This window comes from Ktedonobacter sp. SOSP1-52, from assembly GCF_016587395.1.
Genome location: NZ_BNJH01000003.1, coordinates 1,565,076 through 1,589,530, shown reverse-complemented (window position 1 = coordinate 1,589,530; position 24,455 = coordinate 1,565,076). Strand labels below are relative to the sequence as shown.

The following is a 24,455-nucleotide window of genomic DNA, read 5'->3' as shown; positions in this document are numbered from 1 at the left end:
TGGCACCTCACGCCTCTACACCTCCCTTCTCGATATCCCCTATTGATGCCCTGTTTAGCGTTCCTCAAAGAGAATGGGCAGCGACTTTGCGCCATAGATGAAGGAGCTATGCACCGACGGGAGCGGCAAATCGTGATTACGCCGCACAGCATGCATACGCTCAAGCATAATGTTCAGGACAATCTTTGTTTCCAGGCGTGCCAGCGGCGCCCCAAGACAGAAGTGAATGCCGTGGCCAAAGGAGACATGGCGATTGGGTGTACGCGTAATGTCAAATGTTCCCGGCTCAGGAAACTGTTCAGGATCGTGATTGGCGCACGCAACCCAGCCAATAATGAAATCGCCTGGGCGAATATGCCGATCACGCAGGATAATATCCTGCGTCGCGAAGCGTCCAATCCCTGTCACTGGCGAGCGATAGCGTAGGACTTCCTCAATTGCGGCGGGTATGAAGTCAGGCTCCCGTCGTAACCGATCCATAACCTCGGGATGCTCATCAAAACAGAGAATGGCATTGCCTATCAAGTTGGTCGTCGTAATATTGCCCGCGACCAGCAGGAGCGCACAGAAGCTAAGCAGCTCCTGTTCTGTTAGATACTCACCTTCGATCTGAGCGGCGATCAGCTCGCTAATAAGGTCATGACGCGGCTCACGCCTCCGTTGGGCGATGACCACGCGAAAGTAATCATAAATGGTATCCAGCGTCTTACGGAAGCGCTCACGCGCACGACGCTCATACTCCTCGCGCTCTTCGCTGGCAAACTCGCCATACTCGCCCATCACTAGTTCATCCGACCACTGCTTAAATTGCACACGATCCTCAGAGGGAACCCCTAGTAACTCCGCGATGACGATCACTGGCAAGGGGAAGGAGAGGTCAGCGATCACATCCATTCTGCCACGTTCGATCACATCATCAAGCAAACTCTGGGTAATCTCGGCAATACGTGGAGCAAGCTGAGCAAGCGTACGCGGCGTGAAGGCCTGAGAGATAAGCGAGCGCAACTGGCGATGACGCGGTGGGTCGGTATTGAGCATGCTCTGGAATTCATCAACACTACGTTCTGCGGCATATTTCACGCTATCAGATGAGAATAATTCATGCTGATTCGCAATCAAATGCACAAGTTCATAGTCAAAGGCTTCCCAGAAACGTGCCGCATTATTATACATTAACGGGCCATGCTTCTCGCGCAAGGCCGTAAAACACGCATGCGGATAGAGAAGTTGATCCTGTAGGGAGCGCGGATCTAGAGAAGTTGCCTGGCGCCCTCTGTCTGTATGCTCCAAAGCACTCTTTCCTTTCTGCGAACAGAAAACATAATCAGAGTCTGCCACCCAAGCCCACAGCCTCACAGCATCTATCTGTAGCGTAGCAAATTGCCCCAAATCTCGTAAAAAAGCATACGTCATGGTGGTCCAGGTATCATAAATAGAGAGAACAAACCATGCACATACAGCGATCTTTAGAAACAGTCTCTCACTTTGCGGCGTCATTAACGCAGGGAAGCGCTCTCGTGAAGGAGCCTTTTTGTCATGTTACGATCCCAGCTAGACGCCATCCCCATGGGCGATATGAAAGATGTGCATCCTGAGTCGGCTGTGCGCGATCTTATCAAGCAGGCCCAGCGGCATGGTTCCATCTTCCAACTCCCCCTGCCCGATGGCACAAGGCGTATCGTTCTCTCTAGCTTTGCCCTCGTCGATGAGGTCTGCAACGATCAGCTTTTTGATAAACGCGTCTCTGTCAATATTCGCAACCTGCGTAGCGCTATTGGTAGCGGCCTCTTTTCTGCGGATACCAGTGATCCCAATTGGCGCAAGGCTCACACCATCCTTATGCCTAGTTTCAGCCTTCAGGCCATGCGCAACTACGTACCTATGATGCTCGATGCCGCAGAACAACTGATGGCCAAATGGGAGCACCTTAATCCTGAGGATCTCATTAATGTTCCCGACGATATGACCAGGGTCACGCTGGAGACGATTGGCCTCTGTGGCTTCAGCTACCATTTTCACGCCATCACTCGCGAGCAAATGCATCCATTCGTCGAGGCGATGGTGCATATCCTTAGCACGACCGCAGCAAGAGCGGCACATCCACCTATCGAAGAAAAGCTGCGCTTCCGCCAGCGCAGACAGCTCCAGGCCGACCTTGATCTCCTCTTGTCGACCGCCGACCAGCTCGTGAGAGAGCGCAAGATGATGGGGACAGAGGGCCAGAAGTACAATGACTTGCTCAACACCATGTTGAACGGGATAGACAAACAAACAGGAGAGAAGCTCGACGATGTCAATATCCGCAATCAGATCATTACCTTCCTGATCGCGGGGCATGAGACGACCAGTGGGCTCCTCTCGTTCGCGACCTACTTCCTCTTACACCATCCAGATGTACTCAACCGCGCCTATGAAGAGGTGGACCGCGTCCTGGGCCGAGATACCAGGAAGACCCCCACATACGAACAGATTCACCAGCTTGTCTATATCAAGCAGATCCTCAAAGAGACGCTTCGCCTCTGCCCGACCGCGCCGATATTCAATCGCGCGCCCTACGAGGAGCGCCTTCTGACAGGCAAATATCAGCTTCAAACCAGCGACACTATCACCGTGCTGATTCCTATGCTCCACCGTGATCGCAGCATCTGGGGTGACGACGCGGAAATCTTTAATCCCGACCACCATTTCAATCCAGAGGCAGAGAAGCTGCGTCCAGCCAATGCCTACAAGCCTTTTGGCACTGGGCAACGTGCCTGCATTGGACGCGAGTTCGCCCTCCAGGAGGCGACTCTCGTTCTGGGTATGATGCTTCAGCGCTTCTATCCCTACACAACCGGCATCTATCAGCTGAAGATTCGCGAGACGCTAACCATTAAACCAGCCGATTTCTATATGCGCGTCAGGCCACGTACCGATATCGATCACATCATTATTACACCTCTAGACGAGGATACCGTCAGTGATGCAGAGCCAGTCATGGTCGAGGCCACGCACCTTGAGCCAGAGACACCGCAAAAAATAGCCCAGAGGACGACCCTACTCGCGCTCTATGGCTCAAACACTGGCACAGCCGAGGAGATTGCGCATCGTATCGCGGAGTCCGGCACCGCCCGTGGCTTTGAGGCCACCGTGGGCGAGCTAGACAACTATGTCGATAAGCTGCCTAAAGAGGGTCTCGTTGTGCTTGTTACCTCGTCCTACAATGGTATGCCTCCCGATAATGCCAGTGCATTTTGCCATTGGCTACAGAGTGGTCTCGCGCCAGATGCCCTTAAAGGAGTGAATTATACCATCTTTGGATGCGGCAACCATGAGTGGGCGGGCACCTTCCAGGCTATTCCCAAGTTGCTGGATAGCGCGCTTGAACAGGCAGGGGCCAGACGTGTCTATCAGCGGGGCGAGGGCGATGCCGCGGGTGATTTCGATGGGCAATTCCGCTCCTGGTACAATGGGCTATGGAACTCGGTCGCCCAGGCCCTATCGCTCACACCACAGGAAGAGGTCAAACGCCAGTATAGGCCGCGCTATGATATCGAGATCATTCGCCGCCCACATCCCTATCCCTTCATTAACTCCTTTGGGGCGCAACCAATGACGATCCTGGAAAACAGGGAGTTGGTTCAACAGCAACCGGATGCACTCAATGGCGACTCAACACGCCATCTCCAGATCTCGCTGCCTCCAAACATGCCCTATCGCACAGGCGACCACCTGGGCGTGCTGGCCAGCAATCCTGAAGAGCAGGTAACACGCATCGCGGACCATTTCCAGTTTGATCGCCAGACAATCATCCAGCTGCACGCCAATGATGAACGCAAGCCCGCGGCGCCAGTTGAGGAGCCCATTTCTGTCTATGATCTGCTTGCCAATTATATCGAACTCCAGGACGTCGCCACACGCACTCATATCGAGCGTATGCTTGAATATACCAGTGATGATAGTGAGCGAGCGCGCCTGGAAATGCTGGTTGGCTCAGGTCCAGAAAGCGAGGCAGCCTACAAAAAAGAGGTGCTTGAGCAACGCAAATCGCTCATTGACCTGCTCGAAGAATATCCCTCGTGTACGATGCCCTTCAATGTCTTCCTGGACTGCCTGACACCTTTACGCCCCAGGTACTACTCCATCTCCTCGTCGCCTCTGCTCAAGCCCGACGAGTGCAGCCTCTCCGTGGGAATTGTCCAGGGGCCCGCCTGGTCGGGACATGGCACCTTTGAGGGCGTCTGCACAAGCTACCTGCGCAATCAGCATGCCGGTGATATCGTCTATGCCTTTGTGCAGAACACTAATGGTCCCTTCCACCTCCCAGAAGATCCACGCACGCCCATTATTATGATTGCGGCAGGCACCGGGGTATCGCCCTTCCGTGGCTTCTTGCAGGAGCGAGGAAGGCAGAAGCAAGCTGGAAAAGAGATTGGACCAGCCCTGCTCTTCTTTGGCTGTCGCGATCCACAGCACCTACTCTATCCAGAGGAGATCAAACGCGGCGAAGACAATGGTATTGTCAAGATATTCGCGGTCTACTCACGTGTAGCCTCACAACCCAGGGCCTACGTCCAGGATAAGGTGCTGGAACAGCAGGATGCCATCTGGATTCTGCTACAACAGGGCGCCGTCACATATGTGTGTGGCGATACTACCCGTATGGTTCCCGCCGTTGCCGAGAGCTATAAACAGATATACCAGGCAAAAACCGGCAAAAGCGGCCAGGAGGCCGATCAGTGGCTACAAGACATGAGTGCCCAGAACCGCTACCTGGTCGACATCTGGGGCACCAGTTAAGGTAAGGTCGCAAGTAGAAGAGGAGCGCTGGGGGCGCTGCCATGGCAGCGCCCCCAGCGCTCCTCTTCTACTTACTTTATATATATAGGCTCTCTACGAGAGATTTAGCCGTTACGAGTCAGGTGGAAGGCTTCGGCGTAGGTATAGCCGTGTGGCTCGCCCAGGGCGCCCGCGCCATCACGCAGCATTCGCTCCAGGAACTCCAGGTTATGGCCTACCTGGCTCTCATGTGCGCGCAGGGCCTCCAGTTTCGTATCCATGGTCTCAGTAATATCGACATAGTGATTTAAGATCGGCGCGGCGGTAATATAGATCTCTGAGACCTTATGTGGCTTTAGCCCCTCCTCAAATAATTCGGGGAAGTCCCAGGGATTCTGTGCGGCAGGATAGGCCGCCGCCAGAGCGGCCTCACCCGCCGCAAGGTGGTCTGGATGGTAGCGCGGGATAATCATGGTAGGCGCCCAGGAGCGCTCTGGAGACTGGCAGACGAGGCGCGAGGGCGATACTGCCTGATCAGGCGCACAATCTCGCGACGTAGCTCCAGTGTTGGCTGCAACAGGCCATCAGGATAATCCAGGAAGATAACATCCTTCACACCTAGAATCTGGGCCGCCGCACGCTGTTCCAGTTTGCGTGTCTCCACCGTACGCTGGCGGGCAGCAGGGTTGAGGTTCTCAGCGTCATCGGGACCACCACCACTACAATCGGTGCAAATAACATAATAGACATCCCAGCCGTCGCGCACCCAGCTCGCGACCGTTCCTGCAATGCCAAATTCGGTATCGTCGGCATGCGCCACAACACATAGCGCTACTTTATTGAGTATTTGCTCACTCATTATGTTACAAATTCCTTTGAATCCAACTATCTCTATTCTTAAATTCCAGAGATATTATAATATATTCTTCGCGGCTCGCAGGCGCGAAGACGCTCTTGATAGCAGAAGGGACGCTGCATGTAGCCCACAGGCTCCAGGCAACGCCCCTCTTCATCAGCTCTAGCCTTACGCCAGTAACGTCTGGTTGCGATGCGGACCGACCCCCACGCTATGCAGGGGGACACCGGTCAATTCGGCCAGGCGATCCAGGTAGGCACGCGCATTGTAGGGGAGGCCCGTCAAAGACTGAATGCTGCTGGTCTGCTGCTGCCAGCCAGGAAGTACCTCGTAGACAGGCTCACATGCCTCATGAATTAATGGATCAGGAAGGTCGGTAATCAGCTCACCGCGATAACGATAGCCAGTGCAGACGGGAATTTCGGCAAAGGTATCCAGTACATCTAGCTTGGTAATAGCCAGGCCTGTGCACCCATTAAGCTCGGTAACATAGCGTGTGACGACCGAATCAAACCAGCCAATACGTCGGGAGCGGCCCGTGGTCGCGCCAAACTCTCCGCCCAGTTCACGCAGGTGCGCGCCCAGCTCGTCCAGGAGCTCCGTTGGCATGGGACCCGTGCCAACCTGAGAGCTATAGGCCTTGGCAACACCAATCACGCGATTAATATAGCGTGGAGGGATGCCCGCGCCCACCGCGGCTCCGCCAGCCGAGGGCGATGAACTGGTGACAAAGGGATAGGAGCCCCAGTCGATGTCTTTCATGACACTCAACTGGCCTTCGAGCATAATACGCTTCCCATCACGCAAGGCGGCTCGCATCAAAGGAACCGTGTCTACTATGCGTGCTTTGAGCTGCTCGCCCCAGGTCAGGGCCTCAGCCACCAGTTGCTCCAAATCAAACGGCTGCTCGCCATAGACATTTGTCAACACTGCATTATGCCGGCGCAGGATAATCGCCAGCTTGTCGCGCAACACCTGCTCATGCTGCAAATCGCTGATGCGGATACCGATGCGACCTACTTTATCGGTGTACGCAGGGCCAATACCACGCCCGGTTGTATCTACACGATACGCTCCACGCGCCTGGTCCTCGACTTTGTCCAGCACTTTATGATAAGGCATGACGACGTGTGCGCGATCGGAGATCTTCACATTATCGATATTCACACCCTGGGAGGCGATCTCCTGCAACTCCTCAAGCATCGCGGGCGGATCGATGACGGTGCCGGTACCCAGGATGGAGAGACACTGAGGATTAAAGACGCCCGAGGGCACCAGGTGCAGCTTGAATGTTCCGTACTCGTTGATCACGGTATGGCCAGCATTGCCGCCGCCCTGGAAGCGAACGCACATGTTCGCTTCTGTGCTCAGGAGATCAACAATCTTTCCCTTCCCCTCATCCCCCCATTGTGTACCAACTACAACAGTTACCGATGCAGTCATAACCTATTCGTGCTCCTTATCAATTAAAGCATTTCCGTGTTAACTTCTCGCCCGAGTTCGGATGAGAGATGCAGGGTTTGTGCGTCCAACCTGGTGACAGCAACCAGCCGCTCGGCGTCCGCCTGCGGCAGGAGGCGACGACGTAAATGAACCAGGTGCGTGCCAAAGGCCGTCTCCAGCTCTTGTGAGAACTGCTCATAGATCGCGGCCAGATAGGCTTCGTCTCGGATCAACTTCTCCACCACACGTACCATGGTGCGGTTCTGTGTTACCACTCCGCTTGCCGGAGCATCCAGGGAGGCTACCAGGGCCTCTTGAAAATCGATTGCCAGCGCGACTACATGGCCGCCTACGACCTTTTCGGGCACCTCGTGCCGGTAGATGGTCGCAAAATCCGCGTCCACTTCACCAAAGAGATTCAAAATAATGGCACAGCCACGATCACGCGCCGCACGCAAGACGCCCGAGAGACGCTCGACATCCTCAGCCCAGAGGCTGGCCGCGATTCGATGCTGCGCGCCCGCGATCAATTCGGTGAGGCGCGTCTCTATACGCTGGCGCTCCCGCAACTCCCAGAAGTGTCCAATGGTATCAGGCTGCTCCAGGGCTGAGAGCTGCTGCTCCAGGTCGTGACAACGCTGCGCCGTCTCCTGCTGAATGCGCTTGAGCAACTGCGCAGGCGGCACCGAAGCGTAACGCACCGGGTCAGGTGTAACAGCAATCACGCCCTCTTTAGTAACCAGCGTCTCCAACGCCTGGTAGGTATTGGCGCGTGGCAGCCCGGTCCCCTTACTTACTTCATAGCCCGTTGCATTGGGATATTGCAAAAGATAGATGTAGACCTGCGCCTCCGCTCCGGTAAAGCCCAGATACTTTAGCTCTTCAATCATCGCACCCACCGCAGTTCGCTCTCCCTTTCATCTTTAGTAGTAGTAACCACTACTACTATAATCGGTTCCCCAACGATTTGTCAAGGGGGCACACCACGAACAAAGCTAGCACGATCTACCGCTCTCTTCTATCGACCCGGCACACGATAAACTTTATCCATGTTGATAGCTAACCTCGACCACACAGAAAAGCCCCTGCCTTGTCTTGAGACAGGGTAGGGGCGCTAGAAGGGTAGGGGAAAAGAAAGGCCCTTCGTCTATGGCTCCGTTCCCCAGATGAGCTGGCCTTTATAGTAGGCGGTCACCTTCGTCCAGGCCGTATAACTTGTCGTGCTCTGGCTGTACGAGTAATCATTGTTCTCGTTGTAATTACTCCAATCAGTCTTGTTGAAGCGGTTCTGAATATCACCAGTGTTAGCGCCAGGGGCAAGCGTTCCCGCGCCCGAGGTAAAGCTAATTTCCAGGTAATAGTCGGCGTTTGTACGCGTCGGGGAGACGGCTACGAACCTAGCGTTGATATTGGAGCAACCGATCTGGGCATAGTCACACGAGTACGCCTGGGAGACATTACTATCGCTGGTATACCAGTAGCGAACGGTGATATCGCTCAGATTAATGGTGTTGCTCCCTGTGTTGGCAACCTCCAGTCCCGGCCTGATCTGGTTGTCGGTGGGATTAGAGTCATTATTTTTGTAGTACACCTTTACAGAGGCCGAGCCAGGAGGCGGTGTGGGTGTGGGTGTGGGCGTAGTAGTTGTCGTTGGTGTGGGCGTCGGTGTACCACCCCCACCAGAGCTCGCATCAAGCGGGAACTCAATCGGCGTAAGATAGGCCTGCTTCGTCTGGTTGACGGTCGTCCAGTCATCATTTAAGATGCCGCCTGTATCGCCGGAATTTGGATTCAAGCACCAGAACGTCCAGTTAATGCCGCTCGCACCTTTGCCCAGGTAGTTGGTCAATGCTGTGAGCCACTGCTGATCCGAGGTAGTCGCTAGCCTCGTACCAAACTCGCCCAGCCAGACGGGGGCAATGTTTTGCTTGATGAGATAGCCCCAATGCGTATCCCAGACGCCAGGCAGATTGTTGGGATAGTTTGGAGCGCTAAACCAGGTCTGATTGTAGACACTTGCGGGATAGTCATGTGCGGAGTAGACGAGGCGATTAGCAACATTCAAGGTCACAGGATACTGCGCCGCTCCCTCGAGATTGCCACCCCACCAGTAGCAGTCGCCACTGGCCTGACCACCCGGTCCAAAGCAGTCGACACCCTCTACAAAGATTAACCAGTTGGAGTTGACCGAGAGGATCGCATTACCGGCTCGTTCGGCTGCAAGACGCCAGTCTACAGTCTGGTCGCCACAGCCCCAACAGGCAGGCGAATGCGGCTCGTTGTGCAGATCTGCACCGATGACCATGGGATTCCCCTTGTAGCGCTGGGCCAGCATCTGCCAGTCTGAGATCCAGCGCGATTCAGGATACGCAGAGGTATACCAGAGGGCAGATTGGGCGCCAGAATCTGGGCGATGCTGGTCCAGAATGGTCCGTAAGCCAATCTGGCTGGCATAGGCAATTACCTTGTCCATGATCTGGATACCACTTAAACCCTGTAAGTCGGGATTTTTATTGTAATCGATCCCGTTGGGGGTGCTCCCCGCATCAAAGAGTTGGTTTGAATAGGGCAGGCGCAGGGTATTATACCCCAGGCTCTTGACCTGATCCAGCATGTCCTTGTAGCTACGCGTCCAGAGCCCGTGGGGCGCATAGTTGGCCGTTTCCATGCCAAACCAGTTAATGCCCGCTATACGCACCGGCTGATTATTTGCATCTAAGATCTGTGATCCGTTGGTATGCCAGTAGCCCGTGCCAGCAGCCTGGGCCGTGGTGTGAGTCGTAAATTCCATAGTGAGACACGATATGAGCACTAATAACACAACTATTGGGAGAGTGAAACGTCCCTGTTGCCACCAACTGCGACGTTGGAGCATTTGCGCAGACATAGACCTCCTCGCTTTCATAGCTTGCTTCCCTGCTTTGGAGATACAAAATAGTTAACTCTCTTCTTGATATACCTTTTTATTTGGGAGCGAGTCAATTTCGGCGGCGTGATTGATAAAAAACTGAATAGAAATCAGCAGGAGATGCATCTTCACTCTACATCACATCCCATTAGAAGAGGAGAGATATACCTATACAATGTAAAAAAGTCCAAAAACAGACTAAAGAAGGTAGGGTGGCTTACTTGACAGCTATGAACAAATAACATACTGTAAAAGATAAGCGTATCTTCAGTGCTTTGCATCGCTAACGACATAGAGGTCGAAAATGAGGAAAGCAGCTACCCATCCCCTGCGTGCCGTGCGTACTCGCTACAACCTGACGATTGAACAACTGGCTCAGGAGACGAGTATGAGTACAGCCACTATCTGGCGCGCGGAACATAATTATTCCATCAACGCGGAGTCACGTCGGCGTTTATGCACTTATTTTGGCTTGACCTCGCAAGAATTGGGATTAGCCATAACCCCTGAGCGTGGGCAAAAAAAATTACTGACGACACGAGCCACTTCATCGTCGCCGGCACTAGCCCCTGCACACTTACATGAGCTAGACCCTACTACCACCTATCCCCGGCACGAAGGACACGCCACTCACACAACGGTCACACCCATCGCGACGACGCCCTTCCAGGAACAGACAGGACTCTGGCTCATTCTTGGCGCGAGTCAACTCTCCTCAGCCTTCGAACAGCAATGGACGCCCGAAACACTCTTTGAATCACTACACATCGTCTCCCAAAGTCTACGCGGTATGCCCACATCCGTGCGCCTGGCGCTGCAACACTATGGTATTGGTTCTTTGCATCTCAAGGAGCATATGTCTGCTAGCGAGTGCTTCCAATTGCAAGAGTCCTTTACTCATAGCGTCAACCAGGCCTGGCAATTCTCTCACGCCAGCCGGCCTGAACAGGTTCTTGCCGTTGGTCATGCCCTGCGTATGCTCCTGGACTACATTCATACCTTACTCCCTCCGCGCGTCCAGGCCATCTTCTCGGCCTCAATCTACAATCTGATTGGCTCGGCCCTCCATCACCTGGATGCCAGCGAGGCTGAGGAACAAATGTATGCCCGAGCCTATGCCGCGGCCTCCGAGGCGCAAGACCCCTGGCACCAGGCTCAAAGCCGGAACTGGCAGGCGATTGCCGCCAACTTTGCGGGTCGCTACAGTCGCGCTATCCAGTATATCGAGGAGGCCTATCGCCTGATTGAAGAGCAGGAGGGTGAAGAGTTTCTCTGTTCCAAAGCACACTTACTGGCGAACTGGGCCTACAACGCAGCTACCCTCCAGGACTATGCCATTGTCCAGGAGAAGCTTGAAGCCTCGGGACAACTGCTCAAAACCCTGACTCCTAATGATGAATTTGACGCCGCGACCTGGCATCAAATAGCGGGCAACTGCACGTTGATGAATGGACGCTACAACGAGGCCATTACCCATTTCGAACAATCTCTCGCTCAGTTTCCAGAACACTGGCGCTCACGACGCGCCCTGACACTTATTCCCCTGGCGGAGGCCTACGCCAAAAAGCGCGAGAAAGAGGCCAGCCTGGTGATGGCCCAGGAAGCAGCCTCAGAGGTACATACGCTCTCCTCCAAAATGCTGATGAACCGCCTCCTCGAATACCAACATGTGCTCATCGAGGCCTTCCCCCGCGATCCAGGAGTGCGCAAGTTCATCGCTCATACCATACCAACGCGTTAATGGTTGGCCCGCTACTGGTGTACGCGGCTACTCCTTCAGGTCCACAGTAGCCGCGTACACCAGTAGCGGGCTATGGACAGTCCGCATATACCTCTGCTATGATACTGCCTGGTTCCTTGTTCAGGAATTCAGGAGGCATCGTATCACTATGCAAGAGACACATTTCATCGATAAATTAGCACTTATCTATCTAAAGGACAGTAAGCTCTTGGTGACACGCTCACAGGGGAAAGATTTGTACTATCTGCCTGGCGGCAAGCGCGAGGCTGGGGAGAACGATTATGCCGCGCTCAGCCGCGAGGTACTGGAAGAATTGAATGTCTCGCTTGAGCCTGGGGCAGAACGCTACTTCGGTACCTTTGAGGCGCAGGCACACGGGAAAGCCGCCGGGACCCTCGTGCGCACAACCTGCTATAGCGCGAAGATACAGGGAGCACCCCAGGCCAGCAGCGAGATCGAGGAGATTGCCTTTGTGGCATACGCCGACCGTGCACGCTGCTCTACCGTGCTCCAACTCGTCCTCGACGACCTCCTCGCCAAAGACCTGCTCGTCTAACACCCAACGCCAATCTAAAGAATGTGGAGCATACTGACAGCATGCTCCACATTCTTTAGATTTATAAATTTTATGCTGGGCGCACAATCACATTACGCGCATGCAGATATGCCTTCGCGTCGCGTACGCGATACTCGCCAAAGTGGAAGATAGAGGCAGCCAGGACAGCATCGGCCTCCCCTTCCGTTAAACCGGCATAGAGATGCTCTAGCGTGCCTACGCCGCCCGAGGCGATTACCGGAACGCTCACCGCGCTCGCGATCTTACGCGTCAATGCCAGATCATACCCCTGCTTGGTGCCATCGCGATCCATACTTGTCAGCAGGATCTCGCCCGCGCCAAGCTCGACGCCATACTGCGCCCACTCCAGGGCGTCCTTCCCGGTCGGAGTGCGCCCACCATGTACAAAGACCTCGTAGCCGCTAGGCATGGCGGAATTGGCCCGCGCATCAATCGCCAACACGATACACTGCGCGCCAAATTGCTCGGCTCCCGCGCGCAAAAGCTCAGGCTGCTGGACCGCGGCGGTGTTCAGCGAGGTCTTGTCGGCGCCGGCCCCCAGTGTAGCACGGATATCTTCTACTGTGCGGATACCTCCACCCACGGTAACCGGAATAAAAACCTGCTCGGCGGTACGCCGCACCACGTCGAGCATAGTCGCGCGTTGCTCATAGGAGGCGGTGATATCAAGAAAAACCACCTCATCGGCGCCCTCGTCGTTATAGAAGGTCGCCAGGGCTACGGGATCGCCCGCGTCACGCAGGTTGACAAAGTTCACGCCTTTGACGACACGCCCATTGGCGACGTCGAGACAGGGAATAATACGCTTGGTCAACATAGCCTTTGATCACGCTCCCTTCTCTAACTCGCGTACCGCCTGCACCAGGTCGACCGCGCCGGTATAAATGGCCTTGCCAACAATTGCGCCCTCTACGCCTGATTGTGCCAGTTCGCGTAGGTCCTCAAGTGAACTGACCCCGCCCGAGGCGATCAGCGCGCTCTCGGACGCCTGTTGCATCTCGCGCAAGGCGGGCAGATTGGGACCGCTCAGCGCGCCATCGCGCGCGATATCGGTGTACACAAAGCGCCGCACGCCCAGCCTGGACAGTTCGCCAGCCAGTTCTGTGGCGCGCACCTGCGAGGTCTCGTACCAGCCAGAGACGGCGACAAAGCCATCACGCGCATCCAGGCCAACCGCGATTTGCTCTCCCCAGCGCGCAAGCGCCGCCTCCAGCAGCGCACGATCACGCAGTGCGACTGTGCCCAGAATAACACGCTCCACTCCCAGGGCCAGCACCTGCTCAATCTGCTCCAGGCTGCGCATGCCCCCGCCAACCTCGATCTGCAGCGTTGTCTCTCGCCGCATTCGCTGGATGAGATCGGTATTAACCGGGCGTCCCTGGGCTGCGCCATCCAGGTCAACGACATGCAACCAGTTCGCTCCGGCCTCCTGCCAGCGCTGCGCGACCTGCACGGGATCACGGTCATAGGTCGTCACCTGCGCGTAGTCACCCTGGTAGAGGCGTACACACACGCCATCTTTGATATCTATCGCGGGAAGAATAATCATGCGCGTTCCGTCCAATCCACAAAGTTTTGCAACATACGCAGGCCAATCGCGCCACTCTTCTCTGGGTGAAACTGCGTGCCCCAAACCTGCTCAGTGACGATGACGGAACAATAGGGCGAGCCATATTCGGTCACGCCTGCGACACCCGCCTGGTCACGTGGCTCCACATAATACGAATGCGCGAAGTAGAAATATGCCTCGTTGGGGATGCCTGCGAAGATGGGCAGATCCTCACGCAGTGGTTGCACCTGGTTCCAGCCCATGTGCGGAATCTTCGGACCATGAGGAATACGCCGCACCTCGCCTGGGAAGAGGCCTAAGCCCGCCGTCTCCCCTTCGTCATGGTGCTCTGAGAGAAGTTGCATTCCCAGGCAAATCCCTAAAAATGGCTTGCCCACCCGCGTGGCTTCACGAATGGCGTCATCCAGACCGCGCTCGCGCATACGCTTCATGGCCGAGCCTCCCGAGCCAACACCAGGCAGGACGACGGCACGGGCCCGCGAGACCACCGCCGCCTCGTCGGTGACACATACCTCGCCCCCAACGTGCTCTAAGGCCTTGGCGATACTGTGAATATTGCCCGCTCCATAGTCAACAATGGCAATCATGAATAACACCTCTCCCTTCTAGCATTCCTGCTCAACCGTCTCCACCAACAGACGCGGCGAGAGTATCTCCGTCTCCTGTCCCAGCGACACAACATAGGTCAATCCCAGCCAGCCAATGAGCGGCGGTAGACGCTGCTCATCAAAGAGGTTGATTGTCAGCAAGGGGCAGCAGAGCAACGCAGAATGCATGATCTCTTCCCAATTCTCCGGCAAGGCCCCCTGTGAAGAGAGCCAGGCAAGCAATGGTCTCAACAAGTGTTCGCGCTTGGTCTGGAGGATGGCCTCGCGTACGGGTGGGAGCGTGAAGTCATACACGACCTCGATACAGTCTTCCTGTTCATCGACCTTCACCTGCAAGGAGCAGTCCGGCGCGATCTCCTGCGGGAAGTACATCCAGCTTGCGAAGATATTATGAAAGAGCGGCTTAATAACGTCCAGCAATGGTGAGTGTCGACCAGCGAAGGCGGGATCGAAGTAAAGGTATTCGCGCCCCTCCTCCAGAAAGACGTTGCCAAAGTGGGCATCGCCATGCCCTACTACGGTCAGCCCGGCCTGAGCTGGCTGGAGCACGCTTTTGGCGCGCTCAATCAACTCACCCAGCGTCAGGCGCTGCACCTGCCCATTAATACGCCAGCGATAGGCGCAGAGCTGCGCAAAGGTAATTTCACGCTCGGGCTGCGTAGGAAGCGGAAGGCTCTTCCCCTCGTAGAAGCTGGCCAGGCGTCCCCCGGTCAAGCGATGCCAGAACAGCTGGTGAATGGGGGCCGCCTCGTGCTCCTCGGCGCTCACTGGGGCCTCTGTCTCCTGGTAAATACGCAAGAGGCGCTCGCACTCCAGTCGCTCAGCGGCGACCAGTTGCTCGAGGGAGGCCTGGGCTGGCTGCTCGGTCTCCAGGGCACGCATCATATCGAACATGACCGGCCAGCGAATAACCGGGTAGATGACCATCTGCTGGCCGCTCCTGCGCAACGTACGTACGGGCAAGACCACGTTATAGCCCGCCTCGTGCAGGAGCGTGGCGTTATAGTACTCCGCCAGAACCCCCTGGTCCTCTACATGCGTCTTAAAGAAGTACTCCTCTCCACCAACCCGATAGAAACCATTAAATGAATTGAGCGAGACGGCTTTGGGCGTAAGCTGAATGCTGTCGATACGCAGATCCATCTGAACCGCGAACCAGCGTTGTAGGAGTTGCTCTGCTTTTTCACGCTCGTGAAATTGGAGCCGCTGGATCGTGCCCAGGTCATCGATCTGGCGCACCAGGGCAGGGACATGCGTCACATCCTCTAACAGAAAGTCGGGAGCGCTCTGCGCAAGCAGTGTCCGTGCCTCCTCAGTTCTGGCCCCGGTTCGGACCGCGATACAGAAGGCATCTCCCGCGTGCGCCCCTCGCACATCACTGGTCGTATCTCCAACCACGAGAAAGCTGCCATGCGGCGGCAGAGGATCACCCGGCATATACTCCGGGAAGGCGGCGCGCAAGAAGGGGAAGGGATGCGGCTTGGCCAGGGTCAGGGGTCGTCCTTCTTCCCGCAAGCGCCGCTCCGCCTCCGCTACTTCGGTATGCGTCACGATATGCTCAGCGTCAAAGAAGACGAGCAGGCCATAGTTACGCAGGGGGGTGAGGGCCTCGAAGCTGCCACGCCCGGTGCAGATGCCCAGGGTATATCCCTGGGCCTGCAAATCCTCAAGCGTTGTGCGCAACTGCTCAATTGGTAGAAGAGGCTGCTCAAAGTTGATGCAACCAATCTTGCCTGTCTGCCAGGGTGCTCGCCCATAATCCTGCGTGAAGAGCGCATCGCCCAGGTACCATTCCTGGAAGAGGTCGCGGCAGAACTTCCAGGAGGAACTATAATGCCCAAGGCCGCCCTCGCCCTCGACATTCAAAACCTGGCGAGCCAGGATATCCAGGCGCGCCAGCAAATCAAAGCCAGTATAGCTAGCAAGCGTAGGATCGGTGAGCGGTCGTAGGCGCTCAGGGTCTACCTGGGGACGGGCCTGGGCCAGTTGCCCGCGTAAGCGCGCATTCCAGGCGGCATCTTCTACACGCGGTGGCCAGAGGGCGGCATGGTCGCTCACCTGGGCAAGCACATCGATCAGGTAGAGGCAGAAAGCGGCATAGCAGGTATCCCAGTTTGAGTTCACGGCCCGTGCCTTTAAGCCCTGAATCAAGGCCTCGGGAAAGACCGCATCACTCCAGGCGCGGCACTCATTGACGGTCTGGGGTGGTATGTACTCAGAGCGTCCATCTACATTCCAGTAGCGCGGGCTATAGAGCAGTTCATGCAAGACCAGGCCCGCCGTCGTCCAGTACATCTCCTCGCTGGTAATCACGCCATCCAGATCAAAAATCACTGTTTTTTTCAAGATAACCTCTTCAGCCTTTCCCTGAGTGCACGCGCATTCACGGATTCCTGCGCGAAGCGATAGGTCAGCGGCGTCACGTTGATATGCGTGGCTCCGGCCTGGCGCAGTACCGCCACCGTCTCCAGCAGTTGAGGCGCGGCCTCACCGACTTTGGCCACACCCGAGAGCGTGTACTGGTCAGGGGCCGACTCACCATCCAGCTCTGAATTGACCATACGGAACTCGATGCCGGCCCCCATGGCCTTTAGGCGCTGGTTGAGCCGTCCACAGGCATCGCGCATCCCCTCAAAGCTCTCTGCGCGCATATAGGCGGTTAGCAGTGAGCGGTTGCGTGCCTGGTTGCGCGCATCAATCAGCTCCAGGACCGTCTCGGTCAGCTTGAGCGCGAGTGGATGCTGCTTGAGGAGACGCGCATTGCCCATCAAGCAAGCCTGAGAGCGTAGGATCACGCCATCGTCCAGCAGCTTGAGATGGTTCTCGCGTAGGGTCGTGCCCGTCTCGGTCAGGTCCGCGATCAGGTCGGCGGTGTCGGTCAGCGGAGCAGCCTCTAGCGCGCCATGCGGTGAAAATATCTTGCAGTGCGTAATGTTATGCCGTCGTAGGAACTGCGAGGTCAGCAGGGGATACTTGGTGGCGATACGCAGTCCCCGCCCTCGATGTGTACGATAATACCCTGATAGGTGCCAGAGATCCGCGCAGGAGCTGACATCAATCCAGGTCTCTGGCACAGCCAGGACGAGGCGGCAGCTCCCATACCCCAGGTCACGCATAAGCACCAGCAGGTCTTCATCCAGATGGTCCTCTTCGTCCAGGTCATCACCGTATCCTCGATGTTCCGCCAGGATATCATAGCCCGAGACACCCAGGGTCGCGTCGCCACTCTGGACCAGGGCCGGTATATCGGCGGCCCGCTGGAAGACAACCTCCAGGTCAGGCATGCTTTTGATGCGCGCCAGGTATTGACGCGGATTACTGCGGCTGACCTTCAGGCCGCACTCGGCAAGGAATGACATAGTCGCGCCCTCCAGGGCTCCCTTCCCTGGCAAGGCTAAACGCACTCGTTCCTGGGCACTCATACCAACTGCTCCTTCTGCTCTTCACCAAAATCTGCTACCAGGCCATTGGCAAGCTCACCAAATGGAAGACGCCACTCGACGCTTGTCTCTAGATTGCGTACCGTTACCTCGTTCTGCCTGGCTTCATCCTCGCCCACAATCAGCGCTAGAAGGATCTGCTTCTTAACAGCTTGCTTCAATCCCGCGCCGACACCATGCCCGCTGATATCCACCTCTACGGGCTGACCCGCCTCGCGTGCGGCTCGCGCCACGCGAAGGGCATAGGGAAATTCATTCGCGCTGACTGGAATCACCAGGGCCTGTGTCTGAGTTAACACTGGTAGCGTGGCCTGGGGAATGTGCGCGAGTAAGCGCTCAAGGCCAATGGCGAAGCCACAGGCCGCGATATCGCGCGAACTGCCTACGGCTCGCATGAGGCGATCATAGCGCCCTCCGCCACAGAGCTGGGCATCGAAGCCGTCTGCCTCCTGCGCGTGAATCTCGAAGACCAGGCCCGTATAATAGCTCACCCCACGCCCCAGTGAGAGGTTCAGCAGGATCTGCTCGCTCGGCACACCACACTGCTCAACAACGGCCACCAGTTGGCGCAACTCATTGAGGGGGGCGGTGTCGAGACCATAGCGTTCTAGCAGTTCTGCCACTGCCTCAAAGACGGCTGGAGGAGGACCCGAGACGGCATGCAGCTCACGCAAAAACTCTAGTGCGTTCAGGATCTGCCGCCGCTGCTCATTGCGTCCCATTTTCCACAAGAAGCGCTCCACGACCTCGCGCCGTACGTCGTCATCGCCAAAGGAGATGCTGATACCGCTCAAGAGCGACGAGATATAGCGTGCATCTACTCCACTCAGAACCGTGGCTGGCGGCGAAACTTCTGACGCCATCTTGTTCATGGCCTGGTCCGCAGGATAGAGGCGCTCCAGCCGCTCCTGCGCCAGGCGCTCCCCCTCCTCCGACCGGCTGATCTGTTCCATCAGGCCAAGCAAGAGGCGGGCCGCGTGGTCATCGAGGTGCAGGCGGTTGATGAAGCCGCTCGCGACGCCCACATGCCCCAGTTCCAGGCGATAACGTGAGATCCCTAGATCGTGGAGAACCTCGCATGCCAGCTGGATCATCTCAGCATCCGCAGCCGCTGGTTGACCACCAAAGATTTCAATGCCAAGCTGCGTATGCTGCCGATAACGGCTGCGTCCCGGAGCCTCATAGCGAAAAATTGGGCCAGCGTACTGAAAACGCTGCGGCAGCCCCTGCTGCTGATAATGGTCCAGGTACAAACGGCAGATGGAGGCGGTATATTCTGGGCGCAGGCAGAGGTCGCGTTGATGGATACGAAAGGCGTAGAGGTTCTGCCATAGCTCCTGACCAAAGCTGGCATGAAAGAGGTCGCTATGCTCTAGCACGGGGGAATCGACATGGGCATAGCCCGCGTGCTCTAACAGCTTGCTCACCTTCTCGCTTACCCACTGCTGTTGCTGATAGACCTCTGGTAAAAGGTCGTACATACCTCGCAATCGCTCAACGCGCTTCTTCATGGAACGTCCTCTCCACTGTTACTGTCACATTTCCTGCGTAATGCAGGCGGCAATAAACGCATGTCCCCGTTAGCGTTTGGAAAGACTCTGCCCTTTCCAGATGTCAACGCTGACGGGGACAACTCTCTTGTTCTCTGCTATGTAGTATAAAACATATTTGCTGACTTGCGGTGAGGCTATGCATCGCTTCACCTAAAGTACTTCTCAACTTCCCAACGCGCATCACCACACACGAAAATCACAAGCATTAGCGGATAATCATCGTACCCGCGCCCTGGTCTGTGCAGAGTTCGCGTAGGAGCACATGCGGCTCGCGACCATCCACGATATGCACACGCGGCACTGCCGCCAGCGCATCCAGGCAGGCCGAAACCTTGGGGATCATGCCACCGCTGATCACTCCCTCGTCGATCAAGCGGCGAGCCTCGGCATCGCTCAATTCGGAAATCAAGGTTCCATCGGCACGACAGATGCCGACCACGTTACTCAAAAAGATCAGCTTCTCCGCGTTTAACGCGCCCGCCAGGTGCGCGGCGACCAGATCCGCGTTAATATTGAGGCAGGTGCCATCTGGTCCCTGACCCAGTGGCGCGATCACAGGAATAAAGCCCTGCTCCAGCAAGGTATGCACAGATGAGGAATCAATTGACTCCACTTCACCCACAAAGCCCAGGCGCTCATCTAACATACGTGCCTGTACCATATTGCCATCTGTCCCGCACAGGCCAACCGCATTAGCTCCCAACTGCGAGAGCATCAGTACCAGGCGCTGATTGACCTGCCCGCGCAACACCATGCGTACCACCTCTAAGGTCTCCGCGTCGGTGACGCGCATACCATCCTGGAAACGCGTCGGAATACTGAGCTTCGTCAACCAGTCATTAATATAGGGTCCACCACCATGCACCAGTACAGGAAGCGCGCCCAGTTGATGCAGCCAGACGATATCCTGCAATACCTCTTGCTGATGCTCCAGCATACTGCCACCAAGCTTAAACACCAGGATCTTGCCTTTAAGGTAGTTAATATAATTAATTGCTTCGCTTAACACTCTGGCTATAAGATGTTGATCATTGATAATTTCACCATCTGGTGTGCGTTCAAACGCTATTGTCATCGTTCCTATGTTCCTCCTCACTCTACATCATGTGCTCCGAAGCTCGCGGGTTACACACAACAGTAGAGGGATCACATTGCATACATTTTTTCAGACTAGGGATTGACACCAGCCCCTGCCAGGCCCAGGCTCTCGGGCCAACCAAGCATACAGTTCGCGTTCTGAATAGCCTGACCCACCGCGCCTTTAACCAGGTTATCGGTGCAGGACATTACAATCAGGCGTCCCGTTCGGGCATCAAACGTTGGATAGATAAAACAGTGATTGCTGCCATAGGCCCACTTGGTATGGGGAGGCTGATCCACTACATGCACAAAAGGCTCACCTGCATAATACTCGCGATACAACTCCACGATAGCCTCTGATGAGAGGCTCTCTACAGCGCCAGGCGCAAGCGTGGCATAGCAAGTCGCCAGGATGCCCCGCGTCATGGGTACCAGGTGCGGCAGGAATGTCATGCGGATATCGGAGAGTGCATGTCCGCCATCCCTGGCAGCCGCGAGCAACTCTTGCTTGATCTCAGGCATATGCCGATGACCGCCTACACTATAGGGACTCATATCTTCGTTCGCCTCGGCAAAATGTGTCCCCAGCGTCAAGCCACGGCCCGCGCCACTAATGCCCGTTTTCGAGTCCACGATGACGTCTGGCTCTACAATGCCCCGGGCAAAAGCGGGTAGCAGGGCAAGAATGGCGGTGGTTGAGTGGCAACCGGGACTGGCGACGAGGCTAGCCCCTGCGATCCGCTCACGATAGCGCTCACAGAGACCAAAGACCGCGCTTTCGAGCAAGGCTGGAGCAGGATGGGTATGCTTATACCATTCTTCATATACCGTCACATCATGCAAGCGGAAGTCCGCTGAGAGATCGACGACCTTTGTGCCGCGCTCAAGCAGGCGTACGACCGCCTCTGCGGCGGCGGCATGGGGCAAGCAGACAAACGCCAGGTCTGTCTGTGCTGGCTCATCCGCGATCATCATCGTTGGATCAATCGCGGTCGTGGCTGCAAGGGCTTGCAGTTGTGGGAAGACATCTGCCAGCGTCTTGCCCGCCTGGCTGCGTGCGGTGACGGAGGTAACCTTTAATTGAGGATGCTGTGCAAGCAGGCGCAAGAGTTCCAGGCCGGTATAACTAGTAACGTTAATAATAGCGGTAGAAATCATTATCTGGCCCCCAAGAGTTAAGATATTGGAACAAAAAAAACCCTCATCCCTATCATATGATACAGGGACGAGAGCTACAGCCTGGCTCCCGCGGTGCCACCCAGTTTGCCTTTCCTCAATTGAGAGCAAAGACCACTCATTTCGACTCAAAAAATTTACGTGTGAGCCGCACACCCGGCGTACTTATCGTCACGAGACGATTTTCTTCCGCCAGCCGCTCGCGGACGCGTTCTGAGGGCTACTCCATTCCGACCTTGCACTGGACGTCGGATCGCTGTCTGGCTCCGCACCTCATACTTCTTCCGGTCATCACGGGCAAAAAACACTATACTACTGAGAGAATACGAGGATCTTCAGTTTATGTTCTATTATGACCAAGAATAACAGCCAGGGGTGGCAATGTCAACCAACTTTTCCCCCACCAGGAACTCTGGTGCGCCAAAAGCCGAAAAAGTGGCCGAAATACACACATATGTGCTCTCGGTAGTGTTTATGCTATCCAAAGGGCTCTCTTCTTGCTCTTATGATTAGCATAGCATACAATAAAAACAGCTTTATTGGCATTCCACTCTTCTCTTGGCAGAACATTGCAAAAGTCCTATTTCAGCAACCATATCACTCCACATACTTCGCATAAAAAAACTAAAAAACAATATGGCAGGGAAAATTATGGCTGAGAAGACAGATCATTTCATCGGTACAAAACTTGGAAATTACACTCTGGAGCGTCTCTTGGGCAGGGGAGGCATGGGAGCGGTCTACCTTGCGCAACAACAACTCCCCGCTCGCAAAGTCGCGGTCAAGATTCTTCAGCCACCTGGCTCAACAGATTCCGAACACTACATACAATTTCTCCAGCGCTTTCGCCGCGAGGCTAACATTGTCGCGCGCCTGGAGCACGTTAATATCACCCCTATCTATGAATACGGTGAGCAAGAGCATTTTGCCTATCTCGTCATGCCCTACTTCAGCGGCGGAAGCCTGCGCGATCTCCTGGCACGTGAGGGGCGCCTGCCACTCAATACCGTACTCACCTATGGCAACCAGGCAGCCTCAGCCCTTGACTACGCTCACGCTCAAGGTATCCTGCATCGCGATCTCAAGCCATCCAATCTCTTGCTGCACGCCGATGGCCGCCTGGTACTGGCTGACTTTGGCATTGCCCGCATCCTCCAGGATCAACCGGGCACAATGCCCACGCTGACAACCACAGGTATGCTGCCAGGGACGCCTGAATATATGGCGCCCGAAATGATGCTGGGAGAAGAGATAAATCATCTGGCCGATATCTACGAATTTGGGATCGTGCTCTTTCAGCTCTTGAGTGGGCGTCTCCCTTACCCTGGCACAACGCTCTATGCCCTGGCGATGAGTCATGTTCAGCAACCACTTCCCTCGCTACACCAGTTGCGTCCCGAGCTCCCCCAGGTTTACGATGAAATTCTGCAAAAGGCATGCGCTAAGCAGCGCGAGGAGCGCTATCAATCGGCACAAGCTCTCATGCGTGACCTGCACCAGGCCGCGATCTCCCCAGGCACATTCAAGCTGGTAGAACCTCCTACTGAGATTTCTGCACACAATACTGAGGCGCCTGCATTCTCTAACGCCTCAGCGCAGCCAGTACCTCCGCCCTTTGCCGCGCCCGAAGTCCAGCAACCACCAGTGCAGGCGCAGTGGCAACCCCAGCCGGAATCAGCTTCTCACTGGCCTAACAACAGGCAGGATACGCCCGCCACCTATGCTCCCTACACAGTAGGGAACCGTCAGACACAACCACAACCGCATCCTTATACACCTGCATATTATGCACCACAGGCAACGCGGAGACGCTCCCCCTGGACCATCGCGCTCACTATGATAATCATTCTCCTTCTCCTTGGGGGTAGCGTTGTCTTTGCCCAGCAACTCCTCACCAGAAACAGCACTGTGCCCTCGCCAACAGCGACATCCGTTTCTGGACATACGACGGCAACAACCTCCAGGGGAGCACAATACACGCCTTCCACGATAGGCACCTCCGCGCCTGCCACAAAGACACCAGATACATCTCAGGTTCCGCATGGAGCACGCCTCTATCAAGCAACGGGTGTGGGTCAGAGCTGTGATCATAATGGGGGAACCTGGAGTGATTACAATGGCGTCGACATCACCTGTTCCGGCAACCAGACGGTGATCCGCAACACAGCCTCAACGGCACAGCTTCAAGGCACCTTTCTCAGCAAGGTACAGGGACAGGCTTATACACCCAACTATGTTGTCGAGGCCCAACTCCAACAAGACAACGCCTACAGCAGCGACTTTGGCCTCTACTTCCGCAATCAACCTGGACAACAGCAAGGCGTCTACACGCTTCTTGTCCACCCTGATGGCACCTGGAATACCTATGTGTACGACAACAACACGGGCGCACCGACGAAGCTAGCGGGTGGCAATCTTGGCAATGCCCATGCCGCCATCCTCCTCGCGGTTATCGCCAATGGTCAGTCATTCGCATTCTACGCCAACGGGCACAAATTGGGAGAGATAACAGATACCACTTATGCTCAGGGAACCGCTGGCATAGCAGTCGATAAAGGTGCAAGCATCACAGTACAGAGCTTTACGCTCTACCAGGTCTAATCATCCTTACACCTTTTAATAACAAGAAACATACCTGATCCGGGTAGATAGCCCGTATTGGCCAATCTTCATGTATCACTCTACAAGGCTAGCATTCGCCTATACATGCGCGATAAAGGAGGTCTCCACCTATCTATTACATAA

At 55.7% G+C, this 24,455-nt stretch carries 18 protein-coding genes; 4 read left to right on the top strand and 14 right to left on the bottom strand.

From position 1 onward, the window contains the following. Positions 1-54 precede the first annotated feature (54 nt). Positions 55-1,290 carry a cytochrome P450 gene (locus JMJ16_RS32195; RefSeq protein WP_201388268.1) on the bottom strand — a complete coding sequence of 412 codons (1,236 nt, stop codon included), beginning with the start codon at positions 1,288-1,290 and terminating at the stop codon, positions 55-57. Positions 1,291-1,536: 246 nt separating this feature from the next. Between JMJ16_RS32195 and JMJ16_RS32190 the strand changes: the two genes are divergently transcribed. Next, entirely contained in the window at positions 1,537-4,779 is a 3,243-nt protein-coding gene (locus JMJ16_RS32190; protein WP_201388266.1) for a bifunctional cytochrome P450/NADPH--P450 reductase, read from the top strand. Between the two features lie 104 nt (positions 4,780-4,883). On the opposite strand, the gene JMJ16_RS32185 is transcribed toward JMJ16_RS32190, so the two are convergent. From JMJ16_RS32185 to JMJ16_RS32165, 5 genes are all read right to left on the bottom strand, one after another. Beyond that, entirely contained in the window at positions 4,884-5,231 is a 348-nt protein-coding gene (locus JMJ16_RS32185) for a PIG-L deacetylase family protein (protein ID WP_201388264.1), read from the bottom strand. After that, positions 5,228-5,617, bottom strand: coding sequence for a PIG-L deacetylase family protein (locus JMJ16_RS32180; protein ID WP_201388262.1), 390 nt, complete (start codon positions 5,615-5,617; stop codon positions 5,228-5,230). Before JMJ16_RS32180 ends, JMJ16_RS32185 begins: the two co-directional genes overlap by 4 nt. A gap of 165 nt (positions 5,618-5,782) precedes the next feature. After that, positions 5,783-7,057: an adenylosuccinate synthase gene (locus JMJ16_RS32175; protein WP_201378375.1), complete on the bottom strand. Its 1,275-nt coding sequence runs from the start codon at positions 7,055-7,057 to the stop codon at positions 5,783-5,785. A gap of 23 nt (positions 7,058-7,080) precedes the next feature. Further along, complete coding sequence (locus JMJ16_RS32170; protein ID WP_236601845.1) at positions 7,081-7,947, bottom strand: TrmB family transcriptional regulator; 867 nt, start codon at positions 7,945-7,947, stop codon at positions 7,081-7,083. 257 nt (positions 7,948-8,204) lie between these two features. After that, positions 8,205-9,944 carry a cellulase family glycosylhydrolase gene (locus tag JMJ16_RS32165; protein WP_201388258.1) on the bottom strand — a complete coding sequence of 580 codons (1,740 nt, stop codon included), beginning with the start codon at positions 9,942-9,944 and terminating at the stop codon, positions 8,205-8,207. A gap of 325 nt (positions 9,945-10,269) precedes the next feature. Between JMJ16_RS32165 and JMJ16_RS32160 the strand changes: the two genes are divergently transcribed. Together JMJ16_RS32160 and JMJ16_RS32155 are read left to right on the top strand one after the other, a co-directional pair. Continuing rightward, entirely contained in the window at positions 10,270-11,706 is a 1,437-nt protein-coding gene (locus JMJ16_RS32160) for a helix-turn-helix transcriptional regulator (RefSeq protein ID WP_201388256.1), read from the top strand. A gap of 148 nt (positions 11,707-11,854) precedes the next feature. After that, complete coding sequence (locus JMJ16_RS32155) at positions 11,855-12,262, top strand: NUDIX domain-containing protein (protein ID WP_201388254.1); 408 nt, start codon at positions 11,855-11,857, stop codon at positions 12,260-12,262. 70 nt (positions 12,263-12,332) lie between these two features. Here JMJ16_RS32155 and hisF read toward each other — a convergent pair whose 3' ends face one another. From hisF to argC, 8 genes are all read right to left on the bottom strand, one after another. After that, entirely contained in the window at positions 12,333-13,100 is a 768-nt protein-coding gene (hisF, locus tag JMJ16_RS32150) for an imidazole glycerol phosphate synthase subunit HisF (protein ID WP_201388252.1), read from the bottom strand. A 9-nt stretch (positions 13,101-13,109) separates the two neighbouring features. Further along, positions 13,110-13,832, bottom strand: coding sequence for a 1-(5-phosphoribosyl)-5-[(5-phosphoribosylamino)methylideneamino]imidazole-4-carboxamide isomerase (gene hisA, locus JMJ16_RS32145; protein WP_201388250.1), 723 nt, complete (start codon positions 13,830-13,832; stop codon positions 13,110-13,112). After that, positions 13,829-14,440 (bottom strand): imidazole glycerol phosphate synthase subunit HisH, encoded by a 612-nt coding sequence (hisH, locus tag JMJ16_RS32140; protein WP_201388248.1) that lies wholly within the window; start codon positions 14,438-14,440, stop codon positions 13,829-13,831. Before hisH ends, hisA begins: the two co-directional genes overlap by 4 nt. An 18-nt stretch (positions 14,441-14,458) precedes the next feature. Next, entirely contained in the window at positions 14,459-16,807 is a 2,349-nt protein-coding gene (locus JMJ16_RS32135) for an HAD family hydrolase (protein WP_201388246.1), read from the bottom strand. Beyond that, a complete protein-coding gene (hisG, locus tag JMJ16_RS32130; RefSeq protein WP_201378396.1) occupies positions 16,804-17,883 on the bottom strand; it encodes an ATP phosphoribosyltransferase in 1,080 nt (359 codons plus the stop codon). Before hisG ends, JMJ16_RS32135 begins: the two co-directional genes overlap by 4 nt. Continuing rightward, complete coding sequence (locus tag JMJ16_RS32125) at positions 17,880-19,412, bottom strand: HisS family protein (protein WP_201388244.1); 1,533 nt, start codon at positions 19,410-19,412, stop codon at positions 17,880-17,882. The genes hisG and JMJ16_RS32125 overlap by 4 nt, the downstream gene beginning before the upstream one ends. 247 nt (positions 19,413-19,659) lie before the next feature. Continuing rightward, entirely contained in the window at positions 19,660-20,529 is an 870-nt protein-coding gene (gene argB, locus JMJ16_RS32120) for an acetylglutamate kinase (RefSeq protein WP_201388242.1), read from the bottom strand. A gap of 95 nt (positions 20,530-20,624) precedes the next feature. After that, the gene (gene argC, locus JMJ16_RS32115; RefSeq protein ID WP_201388240.1) at positions 20,625-21,692 is read right to left on the bottom strand and encodes an N-acetyl-gamma-glutamyl-phosphate reductase; all 1,068 of its coding nucleotides are present in this window, start codon (positions 21,690-21,692) and stop codon (positions 20,625-20,627) included. A 669-nt stretch (positions 21,693-22,361) separates the two neighbouring features. On the opposite strand from argC, the gene JMJ16_RS32110 reads away from it, so the two are divergent. Then, positions 22,362-24,311, top strand: coding sequence for a serine/threonine-protein kinase (locus JMJ16_RS32110; RefSeq protein ID WP_201388238.1), 1,950 nt, complete (start codon positions 22,362-22,364; stop codon positions 24,309-24,311). Positions 24,312-24,455 lie beyond the last annotated feature (144 nt).

Bases quoted from the DNA above. Each gene is read 5' to 3' on its own strand.
- JMJ16_RS32190 (WP_201388266.1), top strand. From the start codon at position 1,537: ATGTTACGATCCCAGCTAGACGCCATCCCCATGGGCGATATGAAAGAT.
- JMJ16_RS32185 (WP_201388264.1), bottom strand. From the start codon at position 5,231: ATGATTATCCCGCGCTACCATCCAGACCACCTTGCGGCGGGTGAGGCC.
- JMJ16_RS32180 (WP_201388262.1), bottom strand. From the start codon at position 5,617: ATGAGTGAGCAAATACTCAATAAAGTAGCGCTATGTGTTGTGGCGCAT.
- JMJ16_RS32175 (WP_201378375.1), bottom strand. From the start codon at position 7,057: ATGACTGCATCGGTAACTGTTGTAGTTGGTACACAATGGGGGGATGAG.
- JMJ16_RS32170 (WP_236601845.1), bottom strand. From the start codon at position 7,947: ATGATTGAAGAGCTAAAGTATCTGGGCTTTACCGGAGCGGAGGCGCAG.
- JMJ16_RS32165 (WP_201388258.1), bottom strand. From the start codon at position 9,944: ATGTCTGCGCAAATGCTCCAACGTCGCAGTTGGTGGCAACAGGGACGT.
- JMJ16_RS32160 (WP_201388256.1), top strand. From the start codon at position 10,270: ATGAGGAAAGCAGCTACCCATCCCCTGCGTGCCGTGCGTACTCGCTAC.
- JMJ16_RS32155 (WP_201388254.1), top strand. From the start codon at position 11,855: ATGCAAGAGACACATTTCATCGATAAATTAGCACTTATCTATCTAAAG.
- hisF (WP_201388252.1), bottom strand. From the start codon at position 13,100: ATGTTGACCAAGCGTATTATTCCCTGTCTCGACGTCGCCAATGGGCGT.
- hisA (WP_201388250.1), bottom strand. From the start codon at position 13,832: ATGATTATTCTTCCCGCGATAGATATCAAAGATGGCGTGTGTGTACGC.
- hisH (WP_201388248.1), bottom strand. From the start codon at position 14,440: ATGATTGCCATTGTTGACTATGGAGCGGGCAATATTCACAGTATCGCC.
- hisG (WP_201378396.1), bottom strand. From the start codon at position 17,883: ATGAGTGCCCAGGAACGAGTGCGTTTAGCCTTGCCAGGGAAGGGAGCC.
- JMJ16_RS32125 (WP_201388244.1), bottom strand. From the start codon at position 19,412: ATGAAGAAGCGCGTTGAGCGATTGCGAGGTATGTACGACCTTTTACCA.
- argB (WP_201388242.1), bottom strand. From the start codon at position 20,529: ATGACAATAGCGTTTGAACGCACACCAGATGGTGAAATTATCAATGAT.
- argC (WP_201388240.1), bottom strand. From the start codon at position 21,692: ATGATTTCTACCGCTATTATTAACGTTACTAGTTATACCGGCCTGGAA.
- JMJ16_RS32110 (WP_201388238.1), top strand. From the start codon at position 22,362: ATGGCTGAGAAGACAGATCATTTCATCGGTACAAAACTTGGAAATTAC.